The sequence below is a fragment of the Streptomyces triculaminicus genome (genome assembly GCF_017349075.1).
Lineage (GTDB): Bacteria > Actinomycetota > Actinomycetes > Streptomycetales > Streptomycetaceae > Streptomyces > Streptomyces triculaminicus.
The window spans coordinates 1,506,932-1,526,582 of the sequence record NZ_JAFMOF010000002.1 but is presented as its reverse complement, the minus strand read 5'-3'; the positions used below and the strand labels follow the sequence as shown (position 1 = coordinate 1,526,582).

Below are 19,651 nucleotides of genomic sequence, written 5' to 3'. Positions count from 1 at the left end.
GTGGTGATTCCTGTGGGTGTCCGCTCCGACGCGGTCCCCCGACTCACTCCTCCGTGGCCGCGCCTGCGGCCGCCCGCCGGAAGGCCCCCGGGCTGATGCCGGTCTCCCGGCGGAAGAAGCGGCAGAAGTACGCGGGATCCGTGAACCCCACGCGCCGCGCGACCTGCCCCACGCCGAGGCCGGAGCCGGCCAGCAGACGTTTCGCCTCCAGGAGCCGTGCCGCGCGCACCAGCTCGCCGGGGGTCCGGCCGGTCGCCTGCTTCACCACCTCGTTCAGGTAGCCGACCGAGACGCCGAGGCGGGCCGCGTAGGCACCGACCGATCCCTCGGCCCCTGCACTCTCGGCCAAGAGCAGGCCGAACGTCCGGGACACCTCCACCGCCCGGCCCGTGGCCGTGCCGTGCTCCCGGGCGGCGGGCAGGCGCAGGGCGCGTATGAGGAGAATGTGAAGGTAGGCCTCCAGCACGGAGACGTAGCCGTCCGCCTTGGCGGTGCATTCCCGTTCCATGGACCGGAACAGCGCACCAATGCCGGCGCCGTCCTCGCCCGGCTCGGCGGGCTCGGCAAGGCCGGTCGGCGGCCCGGGTGGCAGGTGCAGCCATGGCCGCTCGCCGAGCGCGCGCAGAAGGTGCCGGTCGCCGGGACGGGCCAGGAGGAAGTCCTCGGTGAACAGCATCAGCACACCGCGGAGGTCGGAGGCCCGTTCCCAGTGGTGCACCTGACCGGGCAGCAGTACGCATAGGTGCGGCGGGCGCAGCGGCCGGCGGACGAGGTCGATGACGTGCGTACCCGAACCGCCGGTTACGTAGACGATCTCGTAGAAGGTGTGCCGGTGGGGGTAGCCCGCCCGGGAATCGGGGCCGAGGGAGTCGAACGAGCCCATGGCGAACGGCGGCACCTGCGGCCGGGGGACCTGCAAGCGGTGCAGGGGGACGGAGTCGGTGTGCCGAGTGTCCTCATGCGCGCACGTGTTCATGCTCCGCTTCATGCTCCGCCTCTCAATCCGGCGCGGCCCGGCCCCTCCGGTGCTCCTTCGGAACGGAATGCACCATCTCAGGAAACGAAGCCGATGACACCGAACCCGGGTCGGCTCTCCGCAAGCCGCAGCCAGCCGATGCAGTCGAAGACGGCGTCCACGACCTCGGGCTCGAGCGGCGGCGCGTGCCCCTTCCGCTTGGTCTCCTCGAACTGCTCCAGCGCCTGCGCGCACTGCTCGGGCGTCCACACGCCGCACCCCGGCATGTACGTCCACGGCAGCGGATTCGGCAGGCCGCAATAGCCGAACTCCGCCACCGACACCGCGGTGATCCCCAGCTCCGTCAGCCCCTTGTCCACCACCGACAGCCAGTCGCCCCGGTGCGGGGTGAAGCAGGAGTTGTCGAGGAACGAGCCGGTCAGTTCGCACAGCCGCTTGTACGCGTACCCGTACTGAAAGGCGTGCTGCTCGTCCTCGCTGAAGGGGCCGCCGTGCACGACCGTACGCAGCGCCTCGTACGCGGTGGGGGCGCCCTTCTCGATCTCGTGACGGAACCAGTCGTCGTCATGGGCCAGTTGGTCCCCGAAACTGTCGCGTATCACCTCGAGCAGTTGGTCGTCGCGGGAACCGACCAGCGCACGCGTCGCGGCGGGGTCGAGCAGATAGACACTCAGTGCGGAACTCATGAGAAGGAAACTAGCCGCCCCCACTGACAACGCCCCGCTCCGGCAGTCGTTCCTGTCGTGCTCGACGGGATCGATCTGTTCGGCTGTCCCGCGGCCGAGGTGCTGGGCGAGGACCCATACCCCGGACTCCTGCTCCAGTCCGCCCCGCCGGGCGGCTATCAGCACGACGGAAAGTCGCGGGCCTTGATCTTCGCCATCCGGCCGTCGGGGTGGTGGAAGACGACGCCCTCGCAGCCGTCCGACGTGTGGAAGGTCAGGACGCGGTCGCGGATCATGGTGAAGGAACGCTCCGGGATGTCGCACTGCGCGGCACCCCGGTGGGCGATCAGCTCATGCTGCTCCTTGCGCTCCGGGTTGCCGTTCACCTTCGGGCCGACCAGCTCGTACGTGCCCGGGGCGAACGTCCCGGCGGCCTCCGCCGCCAAGTTCGCCAGCGCCTCCGCGTGGAACTTCGCGAACGACGACTGCGCGATGGGCTCCCAGCCGACGGTCTTGCCCGTCACCTCGTCCGTCTCGACCGCCAGGTAGCCGGGCGGGGGCGTCCTGCGCGGCTTGACCTCGCGACGGGCCCACCACTCGCCGGTGCCGTCGAGCATCACGCACGTGCCGTCGTACTTGCGAGTCGGTATGCCTTCGCCCGCGATCACCCACTCGCAGCCGGGCGTCACCTCGGGGAGGACGTACCGGCGGTCGTCGGGGTCACGGACGAAGAGCGTAGAGATCTTCTGCATGCGCCCATCTTCGCTGGTGAGACCGGCGACGGCCGGTGATTTTCGAACGACGGGCTGCATGCTGTGGCCAACGCAGCGACCTTGGAGGGGCGTTGTGAAGCGAATCACAATGAGGGACTGTCACGGTTCGCCGGTCCGGCGTGTCTCGATGGGCAACCGAAGAGAGGAGCCGGTGTGATGCCGGGATGCCAACGCGTGCTCGGGCCGAGGTCGGGCCATGGCTGAGGACGCCTTCACCGAACACCGTCCGCTGCTGTTCACCATCGCCTACGAGATGCTGGGCAGCGCCGGCGACGCCGAGGACGTACTGCAGGAGAGCTACCTGCGGTGGAGCGCGGTCGATCCGGACACGGTCGAGCATCCGCGCGCCTACCTGGTCCGGGTGGTGACCCGGCAGGCCCTCAATCATCTGCGTGCGGTCAAGGCACGGCGCGAGGAATACGTGGGCACGTGGCTGCCCGAACCGATCCGTACCGCACCCGACGTGAGCGAGGACGCGGTCCTGGCCGAGTCGGTGTCGATGGCCATGATGCTCGTCCTGGAGACGCTGAACCCGACCGAGCGCGCGGTGTTCGTGCTGCACGACGTGTTCGGCTACTCCCACGGCGAGATCGCCGCCTCGATCGGGAAGACCGAGGTCACCGTCCGCCAGATCGCCCACCGCGCCCGCCGGCACGTCCACGCGCGGCGCCGTCGCTTCGAGCCCGACTCCGAGGCCACACGGGCGATCGTCCAACGGTTCCTGCTCGCGACGGCGACCGGAGAGGTCCAGGTGCTGATGGACCTGCTGGCACCCGATGTCGTGCAGCTCTCCGACGGCGGCGGGAAGGTCGTCGCCGCCCGTCGCCCGATCATCGGCCGCGACGACGTCGCCCGCTTCGTCCTCGGCGTCACCCGCGCCACCGCCGCGACGACCCGCGTCGAACAGGTCACCTACAACGGCATGCCCGCGGCACGGTTCCTCACCGACGGCGAACTCGACTGGCTGGTCGCGTTCGAGATTCACGACGGACGGATCACCGGCCTCTACGGCATCCGCAACCCCGACAAGCTGCACCGTGCCGAAACGGTGCGCCCACTCGACCGAGGAGGTCATCAGCCGTGGAAACCATGACGGTCGAACGCGTCATCAACGCCCCGATCGACGATGTCTTCGCCTGGCTCACCACGACCACCAACTACACGAGCTCGCCCCTGGTGCAGCGCTGCCGCCTGACCCGGCGCGGCGAGACCGCGCCCTACGGCGTCGGCGCGATCCGGAATCACCTGTGGCTGATCGGCTGGTTCCGGGAACGCGTCACCCAGTACGACCCGCCGTACTCCACCGAGTACGTCGTCGAGCGCAGCCTGCCGCCGTCCAGGCACGAGCTCGGCCGCATGACGTTCACCGAGGTCGACGGCGGCACCCGGGTGCTCTGGACCACTCGCGCCGAGATGCGCCTCCCGTTGCTCGGTGCCGCCCTCACACGGCTCCTCGTACGGCCTCTGATCACCCGCACCTTCGGCAACATCCTGGGCGCTGCCGACGCCGCGCTGATCGGCGGATCGGCTCGACAGGCCTATCCGGTTGTGACGGACCGCCAGGTCAAGTAGGGTCACCCGACGTGAACACCGGAACGGCTCTACGCCACGCACGGATTGGCCACCCGGTGGGGGGCTGATCACGCGACGGGTGCGAAGAAGGCACCCCCTCAGTTCGGCACGCGGACCCCCAGCGCAGCTCGCGCACCACGAGTCCGTTCTTCCTGTCGAACATCAATGAGGTCAACCGCATGACAGTTACGTTCAACCACACCATCATCGCCGCCAAGGACCGCCACGAGTCGGCGCGGTTCTTCCGGGAGTTGCTGGAAATCCCCGAGGCGCCGTCCTGGGGGCCGTTCGTCAACATCCAGCTCACCGATGGCGTACTGCTCCAGTTCGCCGAGCCGCCGGTGGACATCCAGATGCAGCATTACGCGTTCCTGATCGACGACGAGCTGTTCGACCGGGCGTACCGGCGGCTGAACGACGGCGGCATCGAGCACTGGGCCGATCCGCACATGCAACGCCCGGGCGAGATCAACAACGAGCACGGCGGTCGAGGGGTGTACTTCAAGGACCCCGCCGGTCACGCGATCGAGCTGATCACCCGCCCGTACCTGTAAGGGGCGTTCGGGGACGACGGCCTCTCGTCGGCGGGGCTCCGAGCTGGCAGCATCGGGGCGTGGAGGCCGGGGAGGAGTCGGTGCCGCGCTTCGTCATTCGTGCGGGATACGCGTGCTATCTGGGTCCGTCGACGAACAGCTCGTTTCATGGTCACGCCGCCTTCCAGATCGCCATCGCCCTCCAGGGCGGCGTGACCATGCTGGACGCGTCCGGGACGTGCCATCGCGACGTGGCGCTGATCGTGCCGCCGATGGTCCGTCACCGCATGCTCGCGGCGACGAGCCTGCGGGTCTTCTTCGTCGACCCGCACTGCGCGTTCGCGGACCGGCTGCGCGAACGCTGCGGCGATGACGTCAACGGCATCACCGCCGCTCCCGACCTGAGCGAACTCCGTGAAGAGCATGTCCGTCCCGCCGGCGCGCGCCCCTCGAGCAGGATCGACGGGCGGCTGCTGGCGGCGATGGACGCGCTGGCGGACCGGAGCGTACCGATGCCGAGACTCGCCGAGGAGGTGGGGCTCTCGCCCCAGCGTCTTCGCGCGCTGGCTCGGCATCAGCTGGGCATGCCCCTCGCCCGCTGGCGTATCTGGCAGAGGCTGATCCGTGCGGCCGAGGCCCTGCGCGAAGGCCAGTCGCTCGCCGACGCGGCGATCACGGGCGGCTTCGCCGACCAGGCCCATCTCAACCGGCAGATGCGCGACATGATGGGCCTCACCCCCTCGGTCCTACGGCCGATACTGCTACGGCCGATTCCGCGCCCGTCAGCCGCGACGAGCGACGTACACCGAGATCGAACCGAAGGCCGTTGAGACCACCTCCGTTTCGCGCACCTCCCGGAATCCGGCCTCGGTGATCATCCCGGGCAGGACGCCGTCCGCATTGGGCTGCGTGTCCGCCCTGCCGTCCGCCAGCTGTACGAACCGGAACGCCAGGCGCATCAGCCTCGTCCGCTGCAGCCCGAAGTCGGCGATCACCAGCTTCCCGCCGGGCCGCAGTACCGCGAACGCCGAGGCGAGCACCGCCCGTTTCATCGCGACCGGACACTGATGGAGCACCAGGCTGGAGACGACCGTGTCCGCAGATCCGGCGCCCAGGAGCTCCACCAGCACGTCACCCATGCCGACCCGCCATTCCAGCACCGCTCCGGCGGCATCCGCCTTTCGCCGTGCCAGCGCCAGCACGTCACGGTCGGGATCGACGCCGACGATCCGGGCGTCCGGTTCCACACGTTTCAACAGCAAGGCCTGCGAGCCGGTTCCGCAGCCCACGTCGACGATCACGTCGCCCGGGCGCGGCGCCGCATGGGCGGCCAGCAGGCCGCGCCACAGGGATTCACGCATGAGGGCGAGGACGAGATCGAAGAAGCGCACGGGGGCGATGCGGCCCAGCGCGGGCGTGAAGGGTCGCTCAGTCACTGGCTCTGTCGCTCGCTCGGTCATACGGGCAGCTTCGGGCCAGCGATGCCGCCCGGTCTTGAACGAACCGCTCGCGCGGTCGGTCCCGCCACCTGCCCACCACCTCGGGCTGGATAGTCTATTTGGACTGATAGAGTTCGACCATGCCACGCCGCGCCCTCGACAACCCGATCGTCCTGGCAGTGCTGGGACTCCTGCTGGAACAGCCCTCGCACCCCCACCAGATGCTGAACGAGCTGCGCCGACGCAGCGAGAGCCACGCGGCCGCGATCACACGGGGCACGCTCTACAACACCGTCGCCGCCCTGGCCGAAGCGGGATGGGTGGCCGAGCAGGGCCGGGAGCGCTTGGGAAACCGTCCGGAGAGGACCGTCTACGCACTGACGCAGGCGGGCTGGGATGAACTCGTACGGCGCCTGGACTCCCAGGTCCGCAACCCGCGGCGGGAGTTCTCGCAGTTCCTGGGCACGGTCGCCTACCTCGGCGCCCTCGGCCCGAGCGGCGCGGTGGAGGCCCTGACAGAGCGCGCCCAACGCCTCCGGCAGCGCACGGACGCCGATGAGGAGCGCCTCGCGGACGCCCTGGCGGCCGGCGTGCCTCGCCTGCACGTGGTCGAGGCCGAATACGCGCTGTGCCTCGCTCGCGCCGAGCTGGCATGGATCGCCTCGGTCATCGACGACATCCGCGGCGGCTCGCTGACCTGGCCGGCCGCCTCGACGGCCACTCCCCCACCGCAGGACCACTGGGACAACCACTCCCCGACCGCACGACCGCACGACCACTGAACCGAGAGGAATCGAACGCGTGACGCTGACAGCGCATGACGGCATGCTCTTCGGGATCTACCCGGGGGGAATCTCCGGTGACGACGCCGGGGGCCTGGCCGTCGGCCCGCCCGACGACCCGGCCCGCATATCGAGCGCACTCGACCTGCTGCAGGGCCGGCCGGACCGCCCGTTCCTGGTGCGCGCCTACACCCGCTTCGACGACGCCACCCGGCTCGGCGAGCCGCACGCCACCGCGACGCCGGCCGACGCGGACCGGTACGCCACCCGGGGGCGCAGCCTGGACCTGGTGGCGCAGTACCAGTCCACCGCCGGAGACGTCGACGGCTACTGCGACTTCCTGCGCGAGCTGGTCGAGCAGTACGGCGCCGTCACGAGCACCCTGCAAGTGACGGAAGAGCCCAACTTCACCTCGAACCCGATGCTCGACGGCTACTACCCGGCGGTGCACGAGGCGGTCGTCCGTGGGGTGTCCGTCGTCAAGGAGCGAGCACGCGAGCTCGGGTACACACACCTACGCGCCGGGTTCAACACCACCCCGCTCTTCGGCCCGGCCACCTCCTTCGTCGCCGACCTCACCCACCGCGGAGGCGAAGGCTTCATCGCCGATCTGGACTACGTGGGCCTGGACTTCTTCCCCGACGTCTTCCAGCCTGTCGCCATGCCGGACCTCGCGCTGGCCGTCGAGGGGCTGCTGCGCCACCACCGTGACGCGGTGCTGGCTCCCGCCGGCCTGGGCCACCTGCCCCTGCACATCACCGAGCACGGCTGGCCCACCGGACCCCACCGTCCCCCGCACCGGCAGGCCGACATCGTCGAGACCGTCGTACAGGTCATCGCCGCCCAATCGGAACAACTCAACCTGAGCGGCTATACGCACTTCTCGCTGCGCGACGCCGACAGTGCGAAGCCCGGCCTGTTCCACCGATTCGGGCTCACCACCGACGACTACACTCCCAAGCCCGCCTTCGACAGCATGAAGACGCTCATCGAGCGCTTCAGCGCCTGAAGAACCCGAAGGGCCTGAAAGAGTTCGGCAGGCGGCACACGGCCGCCTGCCTCCCCCTACGGGCCGGTGTCCGCCTGGCGGGCGCGGGCCCACTGCTCCTCGAACTCGCCGCGGCTGATCTCCTGGCCCACAAGCTCCGGGTCGAAGAGATCGACAACCGGCGGGTTGAAGGGCCAGTCGTCGGGGCCGCTCTTGAGGCCGGTTCCGTCCTCGGCCAGCTCCACCTCGCGAAGGCGGCGCCCGTCGGGCCCCAGCTCCATCAGATAGACCGCCGCCAGGTCCTCGTCGTCTTCCTCGTCCCAGCGGCGGCGCAGGTACACGACATCCCTGCCCGCGAGTGCGCCGAAGCCGGGCTGCCCGCGCTGCGCGTCACGCTTGGCGCGCAGTCCGTCCAGGCCCGCAGGCATCCGCGGGGCGTCGATGTCGACTTCCTCGAGGCTGTCGTCGGCCTCCCGCCATGCCACCGTCTCCGGGTCCGTGACGACCTCGACCCACGCGAACGTTTCGAGGATCTCCCGCTCCGACCTCGCGTGGATCCACCACCACAAGCCGCCCATGCCGTAGTCGTGCAGAACGAGAAAGCGCGATATGGGCGCGGCGTCAGGAGCGGTCACATCAGTAGCGGTCACAGCGGCAGAGGCTACCGGGCTTGGGGCCGTCGTAGCCGGTCAGGGGGCATGGGTGGAGGGCTCCCTGGCCGTCAGCCGACGGTGAGGGTCCGTGCGAGGAGATCCAGCAGGCGGTCCCAATGCCGGTCGAGCCCGGCCTGGTTGAAGACCGCGGTGTCCGCCATGGTGAAGCCGTGCACCGTGCCCGGGTAGACCTCGCAGGTGTTGCGGACGCCGGCGGCGTCCAGGGCCGCGCTCAGGCGCGCGACGGCCTCGGGCGGCATCGACTCGTCATGTTCGGCGATCCCGAAATGGACCTCCGCGCTCACCTTGGGAGCGAGCAGGTGGGGGCTGTCGGGGGCATCCGTGGCGAGGGAGGCGGGGTGGAAGCCGGCGACGGCGGCCACCTGCCCGGGGTGGGTGGCGGCGGTCCGTAGGGCCAGGGTCGCCCCCATGCAGTATCCGACGGCACCGACCGGGCCGGGACGGACCTCGGGCCGCACCGTCAGGAAGTCCAGGTAGGCCTGGGCGTCGGAGAACGCACGCTGCGGGGTGTGTTCGGTCAGCAGCGGCATGACGCGGGAGATGAAAGTCTCGCGGCTCTCCGCGTTCGTCAGGTCGGGGATCTCGAGAACGGGCGCGCGACCGGCACGGTAGAAGACGTTGGGGACGAGAACGCAGTAGCCGTGCGCCGACAGCTGCTCGGCCATCTCGCGGAGCACGGGCCGCAGCCCGATGGCATCCATGTAGAGGAGGACGCCGGGATGGCTGCCGCCGTCATCAGGTATGGCAAGGAAGGCATCGGCCGTACCGTCGGGTGTGGGAACGTCGATCATCTGGCTGGACATCGCGCACCGCTCTTTCTTGATCATGTTGGTGTCCGTCACGCTAGCGCGTGCCGGTGGAGCGAGCCGAGAGGGCCTCGGATCCTCCTCTGTCCGCTTCGGCTCGGTACATCCCGTCCACGGCGCGCGTTCCGGCGTTTTCCCGCCAGGCGGTCTACGGTCGGACACATGATGAAGATCATCACGGTGTACGAGCTCGAGAGGGCGCCGACCGCGGCCGACAGGGCGTCCGGTGGGGAGGAGGCGACCCCGGTCGTCCGCCGGGTACATGCGGCGCCGACCGCCCCGGGCTCCTCGGCACTGGGCCCTCGGACGTTCTGCGGCAAGGACACGTTCGCCATGGAGGCGGCGCCGGGGAAACCGTCGGAGCACCCCGGTTCCCCGTGGTACGCCCCGGAATACGCCGACCGGGTCTGCAGCACCTGCGACGCCGCGATGGAGGACGAGACCTGACAGCCGGCCTCCACTCTCGGCTCGAGGGGCCTACGCACTCCCGTCCGCGCCCTCCCCGAAGAGACGTGCTTCGGTCGCCGGAACCGCCAGGAACGCCTCGGCGACCGCGGTGTGCACGGCCGCCCCGATCGCCATCACGCTCTCGTCGTACACGACGCGGTTGGAGTGGTTGTCGGGAGCCGTCGCGGGCGAACGGCCCGGTGGGCAGGCGCCGAGGAAGGCCATCGCGCCGGGCACGCGCCGCAGGACGTACGAGAAGTCCTCGCCGCCCATGGTCGGGTGGGGCATCTCGTGGACGCGGCCGGGGCCGACCACCGTCGCCGCCGCCTGGCGGGCGCCGGCGGTGAACAGCGGATCGTTGTGCAGGGCCGGGGAGCCGTCGACGAGCTCGACGTCCGCCACCGCTCCGTGGGCCGCGGCCACGCCGTGGGCCACCCGGACGATGCCGTCGCGCACCACCTGCCGACTGGCGTCGGTGAAGGTGCGGTAGGTGCCGTGGAGCTCGGCGGTCTCGGGCACGACGTGGAACGTGCTGCCCGCCGTGACGCTGGCGATCGTGAGGACGGCGGGGTCGAAGACGCTGACAGTCCTGGTCATCATGGTCTGCAGGGCTTGTACGATCTCGCAGGCCACGGGCACCGGGTCGAGGACCTTGTGCGGCGCGGCCGCGTGACCGGCCCGGCCGCGCACGGTGACGCGCACGAAGTCCGCGGCGGCGAACTGCGGCCCCGGGCGCAGGTGCACCGTCCCCGCCTCATAACGGGCGGCGACGTGCAGGGCGAACGCCCCGTCCACTTTCGGGGAGTCTTCCGCGTCGCCCAGTACGCCTTCTTCGAGCATGAGCTGGGCCCCGCCGCTGAGCTCCTCCCCCGGCTGGAACATGAACACCACCCGTCCCGCGAGCCGCTGCCTGCGGGCGGCGAGCAGCCAGGCCGCCCCGACGAGCATGGCCGTGTGCGTGTCATGACCGCAGGCGTGCATGAAGCCTTCGCTTTGCGAGGCGAACTCCAGCCCGGTTTCCTCCTGCTGCGGCAGTGCGTCCATGTCGGCCCGCAGCAGAACGGTACGGCCCGGGGCCGCGCCCTCGAGGACGGCGACGACCGAGCTGAGGCGCTCACCGACGGACATGGTCAGCCCCAGGCCGGCGAGCGCGCGCAGCACGGTCTGCTGCGTCCGGGGCAGATGAATGCCGGCCTCCGGAGTGCGGTGGATCTCGCGCCGCACGGCGACGATGCCGGGCAACAGCCCGCGGGCCTCGGCCAGCAGCGGTGACGGGGGCATCGCCTCCTCGTCGCCCGGCGCTTCGACCCGGTCCATGCCGTTCAGGCTCATCGGTCGGTCACCGCCTCGAGGACGGCACGCACAGCCTGCGCTGGTCCGACCGTACCGATGAGCAACGCCACACGCACGGGTGATACCTCCCCAGCCGCCTATGGATGTACCAGTCCCCACCACTCTTCCCAGTCGGGCCCCCACGCATCCACGACCACGCCGCCCTTCCCGGCACAGCACGTTCAGCAAGATCGCGACAGTACGGCCGGGACGCCGGCTATCTGATCCCGCGTCGGGAGGAACTCGGCCCTCGCATCCGTTCCACGCAGGCAGAGAACATACGGAATGCTGAACAAAAGGGTGAGGCCATGTCAGTGGCGTTCGACGAGGAGACGCGCAAGCTTCTGGACGGGACCGGAAGAAGTCGCTTCCGCGCAGGCTCTCGCGCAAGTACCTCGGCGAGGACCCGCCCGCCGGGTCGGACGATGTCCTCCGGCTGGTCGTCCGGGTGACTCCGCAGAGGATCTCCGGCTTCTCCGTCTGAGGCCGGCAACTTCCTGCGCCGGACGGCCCCTACCGTCCGGCCTGCTGATGGGATGTGGAATGCCCCGAACCCGCCCTCGCCGCTTCGGATCTGCACATGGTGATGTTCTGTGCGATGTGCACTTTTACCTGTACGCGATGCTGAGCTGCACGGTTCATGGGGAGTCGAACCCCAGCGTTGCTCTTCACGCGCCATAGGTGGGCCGGAAAACCGCCGGCCCTCGGTTTGTGCACGCCTCCGAAACGGCTACCTGCTCCACATCGTCACGCCTGCTGGGACTGGACTGTTCAGTCCAGCAGGTCGGCCTCCCAGTTCGCCCGCTGGATCCGCATGTCGATCTCACGGATCTCCCGGGCGATGCCATCTGCCTGACGGCGCAGTTCCGCGACAGGAAGCGCGGAGAGCACCATCAGCTCGGAACGGAGCTGGCGGCCGTAGCCCCGCTCGCCCGTGCCCGCTGCCGCGTCCGCCGCCGCGGTGACCACCGAGTGGCGCAGCCGCAGCACGTCGCGGCGTGCGAGCGCGTCGGTGAGCGTGCCGTCCTGGCCCATCTCCACTGCCGCGTTGGTCCGGTTGATCCGCCGGATCAGCGTCTCCAGGGTGCCCAGCACCTCACCGGCCTCGGCCAGCAGCTCGGCCGCGTCCTCGGCGGGCCTCTCGCCTTCCTGATACCGCGCACTGCCGACGACGCGCGTTCGCAGCTGTTCCACACGGCGCGTCGCCTCCGCGCGTTCTGCCAGCGCCTCAGCAAGCTTCATCGTCCCCACCTCCCGTCTTTTCGGCTCGCGCAAGTATACGGAGGCAAAGCGGCTCAAACGCACCTGGTTTTCGCTCCGTCGGGGCTCGGACCAGGCCGTTCGAGGCACGGTCCGCCACCGGCACCCCGGCTCCCCGGGGCAGCGGGAAAGCACGCTAAGGTCTGCTTCATGAAGTGCTGACTACGCCCCGGTGCATCGATTCGCACAACACCGCCGCCCGAGCCCTGCTCCGGCGTTCATCCGGTGTGCCGCGGCCCGCATCGCCCGTCATCCACTTCTCACGATTCACGATCGGATCGCCATGACCGACGACATCTTCCTCGACCACGTCGCTGCCCGGCTCGCCGCCCTGCCCGCCGTACGCGCCGTCGCGCTCGGCGGCTCGCGCGCTCAGGGCACCCACACCCCCGACAGCGACTGGGACCTGGCCGTGTACTACCGGGGCGGTTTCGACCCCGCCGACCTACGAGCTGTCGGCTGGGAGGGCGAAGTCTCCGGCATCGGGGACTGGGGCGGGGGCGTCTTCAACGGCGGCGCCTGGCTCAGGATCGACGGCCGGCAGGTCGACGTCCACTACCGCGACCTCGACGTCGTCGAACACGAGCTCGCCGAGGCCCGGCAGGGGCGCTTCCACTGGGAGCCGCTGATGTTCCACCTCGCCGGCATCCCCAGCTATCTGCTGGTCGCCGAACTCGCCGTCAATCAGGTGCTGCACGGCACGCTGCCCCGCCCCGAGTACCCGCAGGCGCTGCGCGAGGCGGCCCCGCCGATGTGGCGCGACCGGGCGGCCACGACACTCCAGTACGCCAAGGGTGCGTACGCCCGGCACGGCCGGGCCGCCGAGGTCGCGGGTGCGTTGGCCATCGCGGCCATGCAGACGGCGCATGCGGTGCTGGCGGCGCGCGGTGAGTGGGTCACCAACGAGAAACGGCTCTTGCAGCGGGCCGGCCTACGAGGAGTCGACACGATCGTGGCCGGGCTGCGGCCGGATCCCGAGGCCCTGACCCGGGCGATCTCCGAGGCCGAGACGCTGTTCGAGGTCGCTGCCGCATAGAGGAACGGCAGGGCGGGCGCCGGTGGTCCTGGGCGGGACGTGAACGCCCAGGACCACCGAGCGGCGGATCAGGCCCCGATGTCGACGACGCGCGCCCACGCGGGCGGGGAGTCCGGAACGTAATCGGGATCGTCCTCGTCCCACGCCGCATGCTGCCGGGAGAACAGGCCCACCACCGTCCGGCACGGTGGTCGCGTGGCCGGCCAGGGCGTCTGGCCGTCGGTCAGGACCACGATGACATCGGGGCGGGGCTGTGCCCGGAGCGCCTTGGCGAAACCCGTGCGCAGGTCCGTACCCCCGCCGCCCATCAGCGGTATGCCCTCGGCACGGCACAGCGGGTGCACGATCCGGGCCGCCGCGTCGCACGGCAGTACGGTGATCAGGTCGCGCCAGCCGCCCACCGCACGGGAGATCGCGGTGACTTCGAGGAGGGCGCTGCCCAGTTCGGTGTCACTGACCGACCCGGAGGTGTCGATGACCACGGAGACGCGAGGCGGACTGCGCCGCAGGCTCGGCAGAACGGCGCCGGGCACCCCGGCCGAGCGCCGCGACGGCCGGCCGTAGGTGTAGTCCTCGCCCGCGCCGGAGCCGGAGACGGCCGAGCGGACCGCCGATCCCAGCAACTCCCGCCACGGCTGCGGCGGATGGAACGCCTCCTCCGCCCACCGCCGCCACGCTTTGGGGGCGTTCCCCGGACGGCCGGTGATGCCCTGCGCCACCCGGAACCGGACCGCGTCTATCTCCTGCTCGCTGAGGCCGTGCGCGCCGTCCGGGCCCAGGTCCCACTCCCGTTCGAGTCCGTCGGCTCCGCTGCCGCAGTCCAGCCAGGTCACGCTCAGCGTGTGCGGCCCGAGCCTGAACTGGCGCAGGTAGTCCTCCATGAGCTCCCCTTCGGGCAGCCCCAAGGACTCCGGATCGATGGCGCCTTCGGGCCGGACCAGCCCGTCGCCGAACACGTCGTCATTGATCTCGCAGTCCGCGGCGATGTTCATCCGCAGCCGTTCCCCCGGGCCGGTCAGCCCGCGCTCCCGTGCGACCCGGTCGCTGCGCCCGTGGTGGTCGCGCAGCAGGTGCGACACCTCGTGCACCCATACGCCGGCCAGTTCCTCCACGGGGGTCCGGTCCACGAACGCCGGGGAGACGTAGCAGCGCCAGTACCGGTCGACGGCCATCGTCGGTACGCGCCGCGACTCCACGGTGTGCAGGGCGAACAGGGCCGTCGCCAAGTAGGGCCGGACCCGAACGGCGTGCAGCCGGGCGGCGAAGAGCTTCTCGAGGTCGAGTGCCCCCGGAGCGTCCAGGGTCGTCGATGTGTCCGGTGTCGTCGGTACGTCCAAGGTCGTTGATGGCTCTGTCATCGGCCGGCCTTCGCGGCGGCCGTCGCCCGGGTCGCCGCGTGGTCTGCTCGCCGGGACAGGGACACCACGCCGGCGAGCCCCTCGATCGAGGGCGGTACGTCCCACTCCTCCTGCCGCAGCGTGGCGAGAGTGGTCGCGGGGACGACGACCAGGTCCGGGGCTCCGGTCTCCACCGCCCGGGCCAGGAGCGCCCACGCCGCGTCCCAGCGGGACTGCTCCGGACGCCGGCGGACCGCCTCCACCACACCGTCGAGCACGGCCTGGCGCAGATCCCCCCGCTCGGGCAGGGCGGCGCCGGCGGGGTCGGCGAGAAGCGCCTCGGGGTCAGGGAGGTCCATCCGGTCCAGAGCCGCCAGCAGCTCCAGCCCCGGCCCGTCTCCCACGGTGCCCCTGACCAGCAGGGACAGCACGTCCCGGGAGGAGCCGGCCGCGGTCGCGAAGGCGATCAGGCAAAGGGTCATCTCCCAGCTCCGGGGTGACGGCCAGGGGCCGCCGCGGCGGGCTTCGTTGCCGGGCAGTCGGTGTACGAGCGCGGGGCGGGCGGAGAGGAGTCCGCACACCGCGCGGCGGGCATGGCTCACGGCCTCCGGCAGCTTCTCCGGGTCGAGCCGTGGCAGCGTCGCTCGGGGCCAGGTCCCGCCGAGGCCGCGTACCACGACCTCGTGGTCGTGGGTCCACTGCAGGTGGACGAACCGGTTGGCCAGAGGCGGGCTGAGCTCCCAGCCGTCGGCGACCGAGGAGCGTGGGTTGGCGGCGGCCACGATCCGGATCCCGGGCGGCAGTTGCAGGGAACCGATCCGTCGCTCGAGCACGAGGCGGAGCAGGGCGGCTTGAACGGCGGGTGGTGCGGTGGACAGCTCGTCCAGGAACAGCAGTCCCCGGCCGGCCCGTACCAGGCGCACCGCCCAGTCCGGCGGGGCCATCGGGACGCCCTGTTCCGCGGGATCGTCCCCGACGACGGGCAGGCCGGAGAAGTCGGACGGCTCGTGCACGCTGGCGATCACTGTGGTCAGCGGAAGGTCCAGGGCTGCGGCGAGCTGTGTCAGGGCCGCGGTCTTGCCGATCCCCGGTTCGCCCCACAACAGCACGGGCAGGTCGGCGGCCACGGCCAGGGTCAGGGCCTCGAGTTGTGTGTCGGGCCGCGGTTCGGTCGTCGTGTCGCGCAGCAGGGTCAGCAACTCGCCGGCGACGTCGAGTTGGGAGGTGCGGGCCGGGTCGGCGGGGGTTTCGGTGGCAGCGAACGGGGCGCATGCGGGCATGTGTGATCACCTAGGGGTTCGTGGTGAGGCGTATGGGTGTGCGTGTGCAGGGGGGGACGGAGGTCCCAGGGTCAGCGGGAGATCGCGTGGCGCGGGTGGGAGCGGCGGGCAACGGGACGGCGACGCTTCGGGGGGATACGGCGGGGCCCGGGGCCGAACAGACCCGCCCTGTACAGCCCGTAGGTGATCCGCCGCAGCGCTGCCGTCTCCAGTTCGTCCCGCAGGGCGCCGGCGCGCAGCAGTGCGTCGGGGCCCAGCAGGCCCTCGACGACGGCCAGCGCACCGGCTGTGTCGCCATGGTCCAGGCGTTCGCGGACGCCGGTGAGGCAGTCGGGATGACGGTGCGCCTCGTCGATCGCCCGCAGGCAGGGAAGCGGAGTGCCGGTCAGTGCGGCCAGCAGTTCCTCCCGCCTGATCTCGGCCGGGTCGTGGTCCAGCGGGGCGAGCACCCCGTTGACCAGGGCGATCCGGTGCTGTGCTCCCCGGCACTCCACGAGGCGTGGCTCTCCCGCCCGGTCCGAGGTCCGGGGCGGACGGGACGGGTCGGGCAGTGAGTACTCCGGTACGAGCGCCGAGGCGACCAGCGGGTGCAGCCGATCGGCCTCGATCGCACCGGTGCGGAGCAGTTCGAGGTCGGGCAGCACCCAGGTCGCCGCGTCGGGCAGGACGGAGACTCCGCCTTCCGTGGACGTCGCCGCGATCCGCAACGGGGGCGGTGCTCCGCCGTTTTCGTTCATGCCCAGGTCCAGGACCAGCCGATGCCGGGCCCCGAGCCGTACGGTGACGGTGCCGGAGGACCGTCCTTCGGCGTGCAGAAGGATGCCCGCCTCGGCCGCCCACCGGTCCACGGCGCAGCGATGCCCCTGCGGCACCGCCTCCAGCAGCTCCGCGCCCAACACAGGGCGGCTCTCCGCGGGGAGCCGGTCGGCGCCGGACCGGGTCCGTAGTTCACCGGTCCTGCGCGCGTCCCACAGGTGACGGTGCAGGTCGAGGCGGAACCGCTGGTGGGGACGGGAGTGCGGATGAGGGGAGGCGCCGGCCTCGGAGCCGGATTCGTCCCACAGCGCGAGGCTGATCCGCTGGCCCGCGTCCGCCCAGGCGGGCGGGGTACGGGCCACGAGGTGCACGGGGCTCGCGCCGTCGCGCCCCGCGAGGTCGTACCGGGCCAGAGAAGTGGTCAGGCCTGGGCGCAGCAGCCCGTTGGGAGCGATCCTCGGCATGTGCCAGCGCAGCAGGTCGGGCGCCAGGTGACGGAGGTCGGCCCGGACGCGGGCTGCGAGTTCCTGGCCATGGGTACGTGCTGTGGAGCGAAGGTTGAGATCGATATCGAAGCCTGCGGCGGCGCACGCCCCCGCCCAGTCGCCGGCGTACCGGCGGGCGGTCGCAGTCTCGATCATGGACGGCGGCACGGCGAACTCGCGCACGCGCAGCCAGAAGGAAAAGCGGGAATCCCCGTTCGCGGTCTGAGTGAGCATCAGCACTCACCTTGCGCGGACAGGACCCCCGATCTGTGAGAAGAAGGAGTCATCATCGCAGTGATCATATCGCTCCTCGCTCCGGTCCGTCTGCCGGGCGCCCGGATGTTCTCCGTCCTGAGGGGGCATGAACGCTTCCTCAGTGGGGCCGGGCGTGCCCACCGCTGAGGCGGGGTATCACCGAGACGCACTGAGACGATCGCTCTTGGCGATCAGGATCCGGACGGCGCATGGGGGAGCGATGGAGCCGGGTGACATGCTGGATGGGCGCTATCGGCTGATCGACCCGCTCGGCGAGGGCGGCTTCGGCGTCGTATGGAAGGCGTTCGATGAGCACTTGCGGCGCCATGTCGCCGTCAAGGTCCTGACCCGCACGGAACAACCCGGCCATGAGAAGGCGGAGGTGCGTTTCTGGCAGGAGGCGATCACGGCCGGCGGCCTGTCCCATCCGCACATCGTCACGGTGCACGAGTTCGGCCGGACGCAACACAACGGCAGCCGGCAGGACTTCCTGGTCATGGAACTGCTCGGCGGGCGTTCGCTGTCGCAGATACTCACCGCCGGGCCTCTGCCCACGCAGCAGGCACTGCGCTGGGCGCGGCAGATCTGCGCGGCGCTGCAGGCCGCGCACACGGCCGGGGTGATCCACCGGGACATCAAGCCGCAGAACGTGATGGTCGACGAGAGCACCGACACCCTGAAGGTGGTCGACTTCGGCATCGCGAAGAGTGCAGCCTTCTCACTGAACCTGACGATGACGGGCGAAGTCATCGGCACGGTGAACTACACGGCTCCTGAACGCGCGGGCAACGGCCCGGTGGACGCGCGCTCGGACCTGTACTCGCTGGGGTGCGTGCTCTACGAACTACTCACGGGCAACCCGCCTTTCACCGACCCCGACGCGGCGCCGCTCATCGTGCTCTACCGCCACCTGCACCAACCGCCACCGGCACCCCGCGCCACCCACCCGGACCTTCCCGAGGAAGCCGACCGGCTGGTCCTGGACCTGCTGGCGAAGGACCCCGGCCGGCGCCCTGCAGACGCCGCCGCCGTCTGCACGCGGCTGGCCGCCCTGGCCTCGCAGGTGGAGCGTCCACTCACCGTCCTCACCAGCGGCGCACCCGGCGCCGATCCGCAGGCGATCCTGCTCCACCGCCTGCAGGAGGCTGTGCACATCGGCGAAAAGGGGCGTGCCGACACGGCGAGGAACCTCCTGCGCGGCGTGGTCTCCGATCACGTCCGGACGCTGGGTCAGGAAAACCCTCAGACCCTTGAGGCACGGCTCCAGCTGGCGCACTTCACCTCTGAGGCGGGCGGCTACGAGCAGGCGCGCGACCAGGCCGCCAAGCTGATGGCCCGTTGCTCGCTCGCCCTCGGGCCCGAGCACCCTCTGACCCTGCGGGCGAGGATCCAGCACGCCGAATCCACCGATGACGCCTTGAGGCCGGACCTCGCCCGAGATCTGTTTCCGCCCCTGATAGCCGACTGCACTGCCGTCCTGGGGTCCGACGCCGCCGAAACGCTTGAAGCCCGGGTCCATTACGCCGACGCCCTCCACTCGACAGGCGCCCACGCCGAAGCACGAGATCTCGGTGCAATCCTGATCAGCCACTGTGCCCGCGTGCTCGGAGCAGGTCACCCTTTGACGCTGAGCGCGCGAATGCAGCACGCGATCTCCACGGACGGCGCTGGAGAAGAAGGCCGGGCAAGGGAGCTGCTCTCGTCGCTGGTGACCGACTGCGCGGCCGCCCGTGGACGCGATGCGCGTATCACGCTCGAGATCCACACCGCCGCGTCGATATGTGACATCGCCGTCGACCCGTCGGGCGCGCTGGACACAGTCGGTCTGCTGCTGTCCGACTGCCTGCGTGTCCTCGGCCCGGTCGCGCCCTTCACTCTGTTCGCACGCCTCGGACAAGCGGTAGCCATCGCCGCACTCGCCGGAGGCCAGGAGGGGGTGACGCGGCTGACCGCGCTCGCGGCCGACTGCGCGGCGGCCCACGGCCCTGATTCGGCGTTGTCCCTTGTCGTCAGGAAGCTCACCGCGGACTTGCATGGTTCGTTCGGATACAGCGCTCAGGCACGTGACCTCCTGAAACCTCTCGCGGCAGACTGCGTCAGGGTGCTCGGGCCGGACGCCTCGTTCACCGCCGAAGTCCAGGCATCTCTGAAGGAGTGGACCCAAGCCGCTCCCCGCCGAGGCCTGCTCGACTGGCTCAAGGGCCTCTGAGACGAGACCCGCGCTTGTTCCGGGAGCCGCTGCTGGGGAGAATGAG

20 protein-coding genes are annotated in these 19,651 nt (G+C 70.6%); 9 read left to right on the top strand and 11 right to left on the bottom strand.

Going from position 1 to position 19,651, the window contains the following annotated elements:
• Positions 1-43: 43 nt before the first annotated feature.
• From J1792_RS17070 to J1792_RS17060, 3 genes are all read right to left on the bottom strand, one after another.
• Positions 44-976 (bottom strand): AraC family transcriptional regulator, encoded by a 933-nt coding sequence (locus tag J1792_RS17070; protein ID WP_179198807.1) that lies wholly within the window; start codon positions 974-976, stop codon positions 44-46.
• A gap of 77 nt (positions 977-1,053) precedes the next feature.
• Positions 1,054-1,662 carry a DUF7691 family protein gene (locus J1792_RS17065; RefSeq protein ID WP_207247618.1) on the bottom strand — a complete coding sequence of 203 codons (609 nt, stop codon included), beginning with the start codon at positions 1,660-1,662 and terminating at the stop codon, positions 1,054-1,056.
• Between the two features lie 158 nt (positions 1,663-1,820).
• Positions 1,821-2,393, bottom strand: coding sequence for a hypothetical protein (locus J1792_RS17060; protein ID WP_086567778.1), 573 nt, complete (start codon positions 2,391-2,393; stop codon positions 1,821-1,823).
• Positions 2,394-2,610: 217 nt separating this feature from the next.
• Here J1792_RS17060 and J1792_RS17055 point away from each other — a divergent pair, with 217 nt between their 5' ends.
• The 4 genes from J1792_RS17055 to J1792_RS35395 all read left to right on the top strand — a co-directional run bounded on the left by J1792_RS17055 (position 2,611) and on the right by J1792_RS35395 (position 5,349).
• On the top strand, positions 2,611-3,507 hold the full coding sequence (locus tag J1792_RS17055) for an RNA polymerase sigma-70 factor (protein WP_086567780.1): 897 nt from the start codon (positions 2,611-2,613) through the stop codon (positions 3,505-3,507).
• On the top strand, positions 3,495-3,986 hold the full coding sequence (locus J1792_RS17050; protein WP_207247617.1) for an SRPBCC family protein: 492 nt from the start codon (positions 3,495-3,497) through the stop codon (positions 3,984-3,986). Before J1792_RS17055 ends, J1792_RS17050 begins: the two co-directional genes overlap by 13 nt.
• A 179-nt stretch (positions 3,987-4,165) precedes the next feature.
• Entirely contained in the window at positions 4,166-4,540 is a 375-nt protein-coding gene (locus J1792_RS17045; protein ID WP_086567783.1) for a VOC family protein, read from the top strand.
• A gap of 59 nt (positions 4,541-4,599) precedes the next feature.
• Positions 4,600-5,349, top strand: a complete 750-nt coding sequence (locus J1792_RS35395) for an AraC family transcriptional regulator (RefSeq protein ID WP_242705153.1) — start codon at positions 4,600-4,602, stop codon at positions 5,347-5,349.
• Here J1792_RS35395 and J1792_RS17035 read toward each other — a convergent pair.
• A complete protein-coding gene (locus J1792_RS17035; RefSeq protein WP_086567785.1) occupies positions 5,302-5,979 on the bottom strand; it encodes a class I SAM-dependent methyltransferase in 678 nt (225 codons plus the stop codon). The genes J1792_RS35395 and J1792_RS17035 overlap by 48 nt on opposite strands.
• A 119-nt stretch (positions 5,980-6,098) precedes the next feature.
• On the opposite strand from J1792_RS17035, the gene J1792_RS17030 reads away from it, so the two are divergent.
• Positions 6,099-6,740, top strand: coding sequence for a PadR family transcriptional regulator (locus J1792_RS17030; protein ID WP_086567787.1), 642 nt, complete (start codon positions 6,099-6,101; stop codon positions 6,738-6,740).
• Positions 6,741-6,783: 43 nt separating this feature from the next.
• A complete protein-coding gene (locus J1792_RS17025) occupies positions 6,784-7,749 on the top strand; it encodes a glycoside hydrolase family 1 protein (protein WP_086567829.1) in 966 nt (321 codons plus the stop codon).
• A gap of 56 nt (positions 7,750-7,805) precedes the next feature.
• On the opposite strand, the gene J1792_RS17020 is transcribed toward J1792_RS17025, so the two are convergent.
• Positions 7,806-8,378: a hypothetical protein gene (locus tag J1792_RS17020; protein ID WP_242705152.1), complete on the bottom strand. Its 573-nt coding sequence runs from the start codon at positions 8,376-8,378 to the stop codon at positions 7,806-7,808.
• A 71-nt stretch (positions 8,379-8,449) separates the two neighbouring features.
• A complete protein-coding gene (locus tag J1792_RS17015; RefSeq protein ID WP_086567831.1) occupies positions 8,450-9,205 on the bottom strand; it encodes a dienelactone hydrolase family protein in 756 nt (251 codons plus the stop codon).
• 165 nt (positions 9,206-9,370) lie between these two features.
• Here J1792_RS17015 and J1792_RS17010 point away from each other — a divergent pair, with 165 nt between their 5' ends.
• Positions 9,371-9,655, top strand: a complete 285-nt coding sequence (locus J1792_RS17010; RefSeq protein WP_086567791.1) for a hypothetical protein — start codon at positions 9,371-9,373, stop codon at positions 9,653-9,655.
• Positions 9,656-9,685: 30 nt separating this feature from the next.
• Here J1792_RS17010 and J1792_RS17005 read toward each other — a convergent pair whose 3' ends face one another.
• The gene (locus J1792_RS17005) at positions 9,686-10,972 is read right to left on the bottom strand and encodes a M20 metallopeptidase family protein (RefSeq protein ID WP_242645946.1); all 1,287 of its coding nucleotides are present in this window, start codon (positions 10,970-10,972) and stop codon (positions 9,686-9,688) included.
• Positions 10,973-11,758: 786 nt separating this feature from the next.
• A complete protein-coding gene (locus J1792_RS17000) occupies positions 11,759-12,229 on the bottom strand; it encodes a DIP1984 family protein (RefSeq protein WP_207247616.1) in 471 nt (156 codons plus the stop codon).
• A 301-nt stretch (positions 12,230-12,530) separates the two neighbouring features.
• On the opposite strand from J1792_RS17000, the gene J1792_RS16995 reads away from it, so the two are divergent.
• Positions 12,531-13,283 carry a nucleotidyltransferase domain-containing protein gene (locus J1792_RS16995; RefSeq protein WP_086567794.1) on the top strand — a complete coding sequence of 251 codons (753 nt, stop codon included), beginning with the start codon at positions 12,531-12,533 and terminating at the stop codon, positions 13,281-13,283.
• A gap of 68 nt (positions 13,284-13,351) precedes the next feature.
• Here J1792_RS16995 and J1792_RS16990 read toward each other — a convergent pair whose 3' ends face one another.
• From J1792_RS16990 to J1792_RS16980, 3 genes are all read right to left on the bottom strand, one after another.
• On the bottom strand, positions 13,352-14,641 hold the full coding sequence (locus J1792_RS16990) for a vWA domain-containing protein (RefSeq protein WP_207247615.1): 1,290 nt from the start codon (positions 14,639-14,641) through the stop codon (positions 13,352-13,354).
• Positions 14,638-15,900, bottom strand: coding sequence for an AAA family ATPase (locus tag J1792_RS16985; protein WP_207247614.1), 1,263 nt, complete (start codon positions 15,898-15,900; stop codon positions 14,638-14,640). The genes J1792_RS16990 and J1792_RS16985 overlap by 4 nt, the downstream gene beginning before the upstream one ends.
• A 71-nt stretch (positions 15,901-15,971) precedes the next feature.
• Positions 15,972-17,375: a hypothetical protein gene (locus J1792_RS16980; RefSeq protein WP_086567835.1), complete on the bottom strand. Its 1,404-nt coding sequence runs from the start codon at positions 17,373-17,375 to the stop codon at positions 15,972-15,974.
• 256 nt (positions 17,376-17,631) lie between these two features.
• Here J1792_RS16980 and J1792_RS16975 point away from each other — a divergent pair, with 256 nt between their 5' ends.
• On the top strand, positions 17,632-19,605 hold the full coding sequence (locus J1792_RS16975; protein WP_207247613.1) for a serine/threonine-protein kinase: 1,974 nt from the start codon (positions 17,632-17,634) through the stop codon (positions 19,603-19,605).
• Positions 19,606-19,651 lie beyond the last annotated feature (46 nt).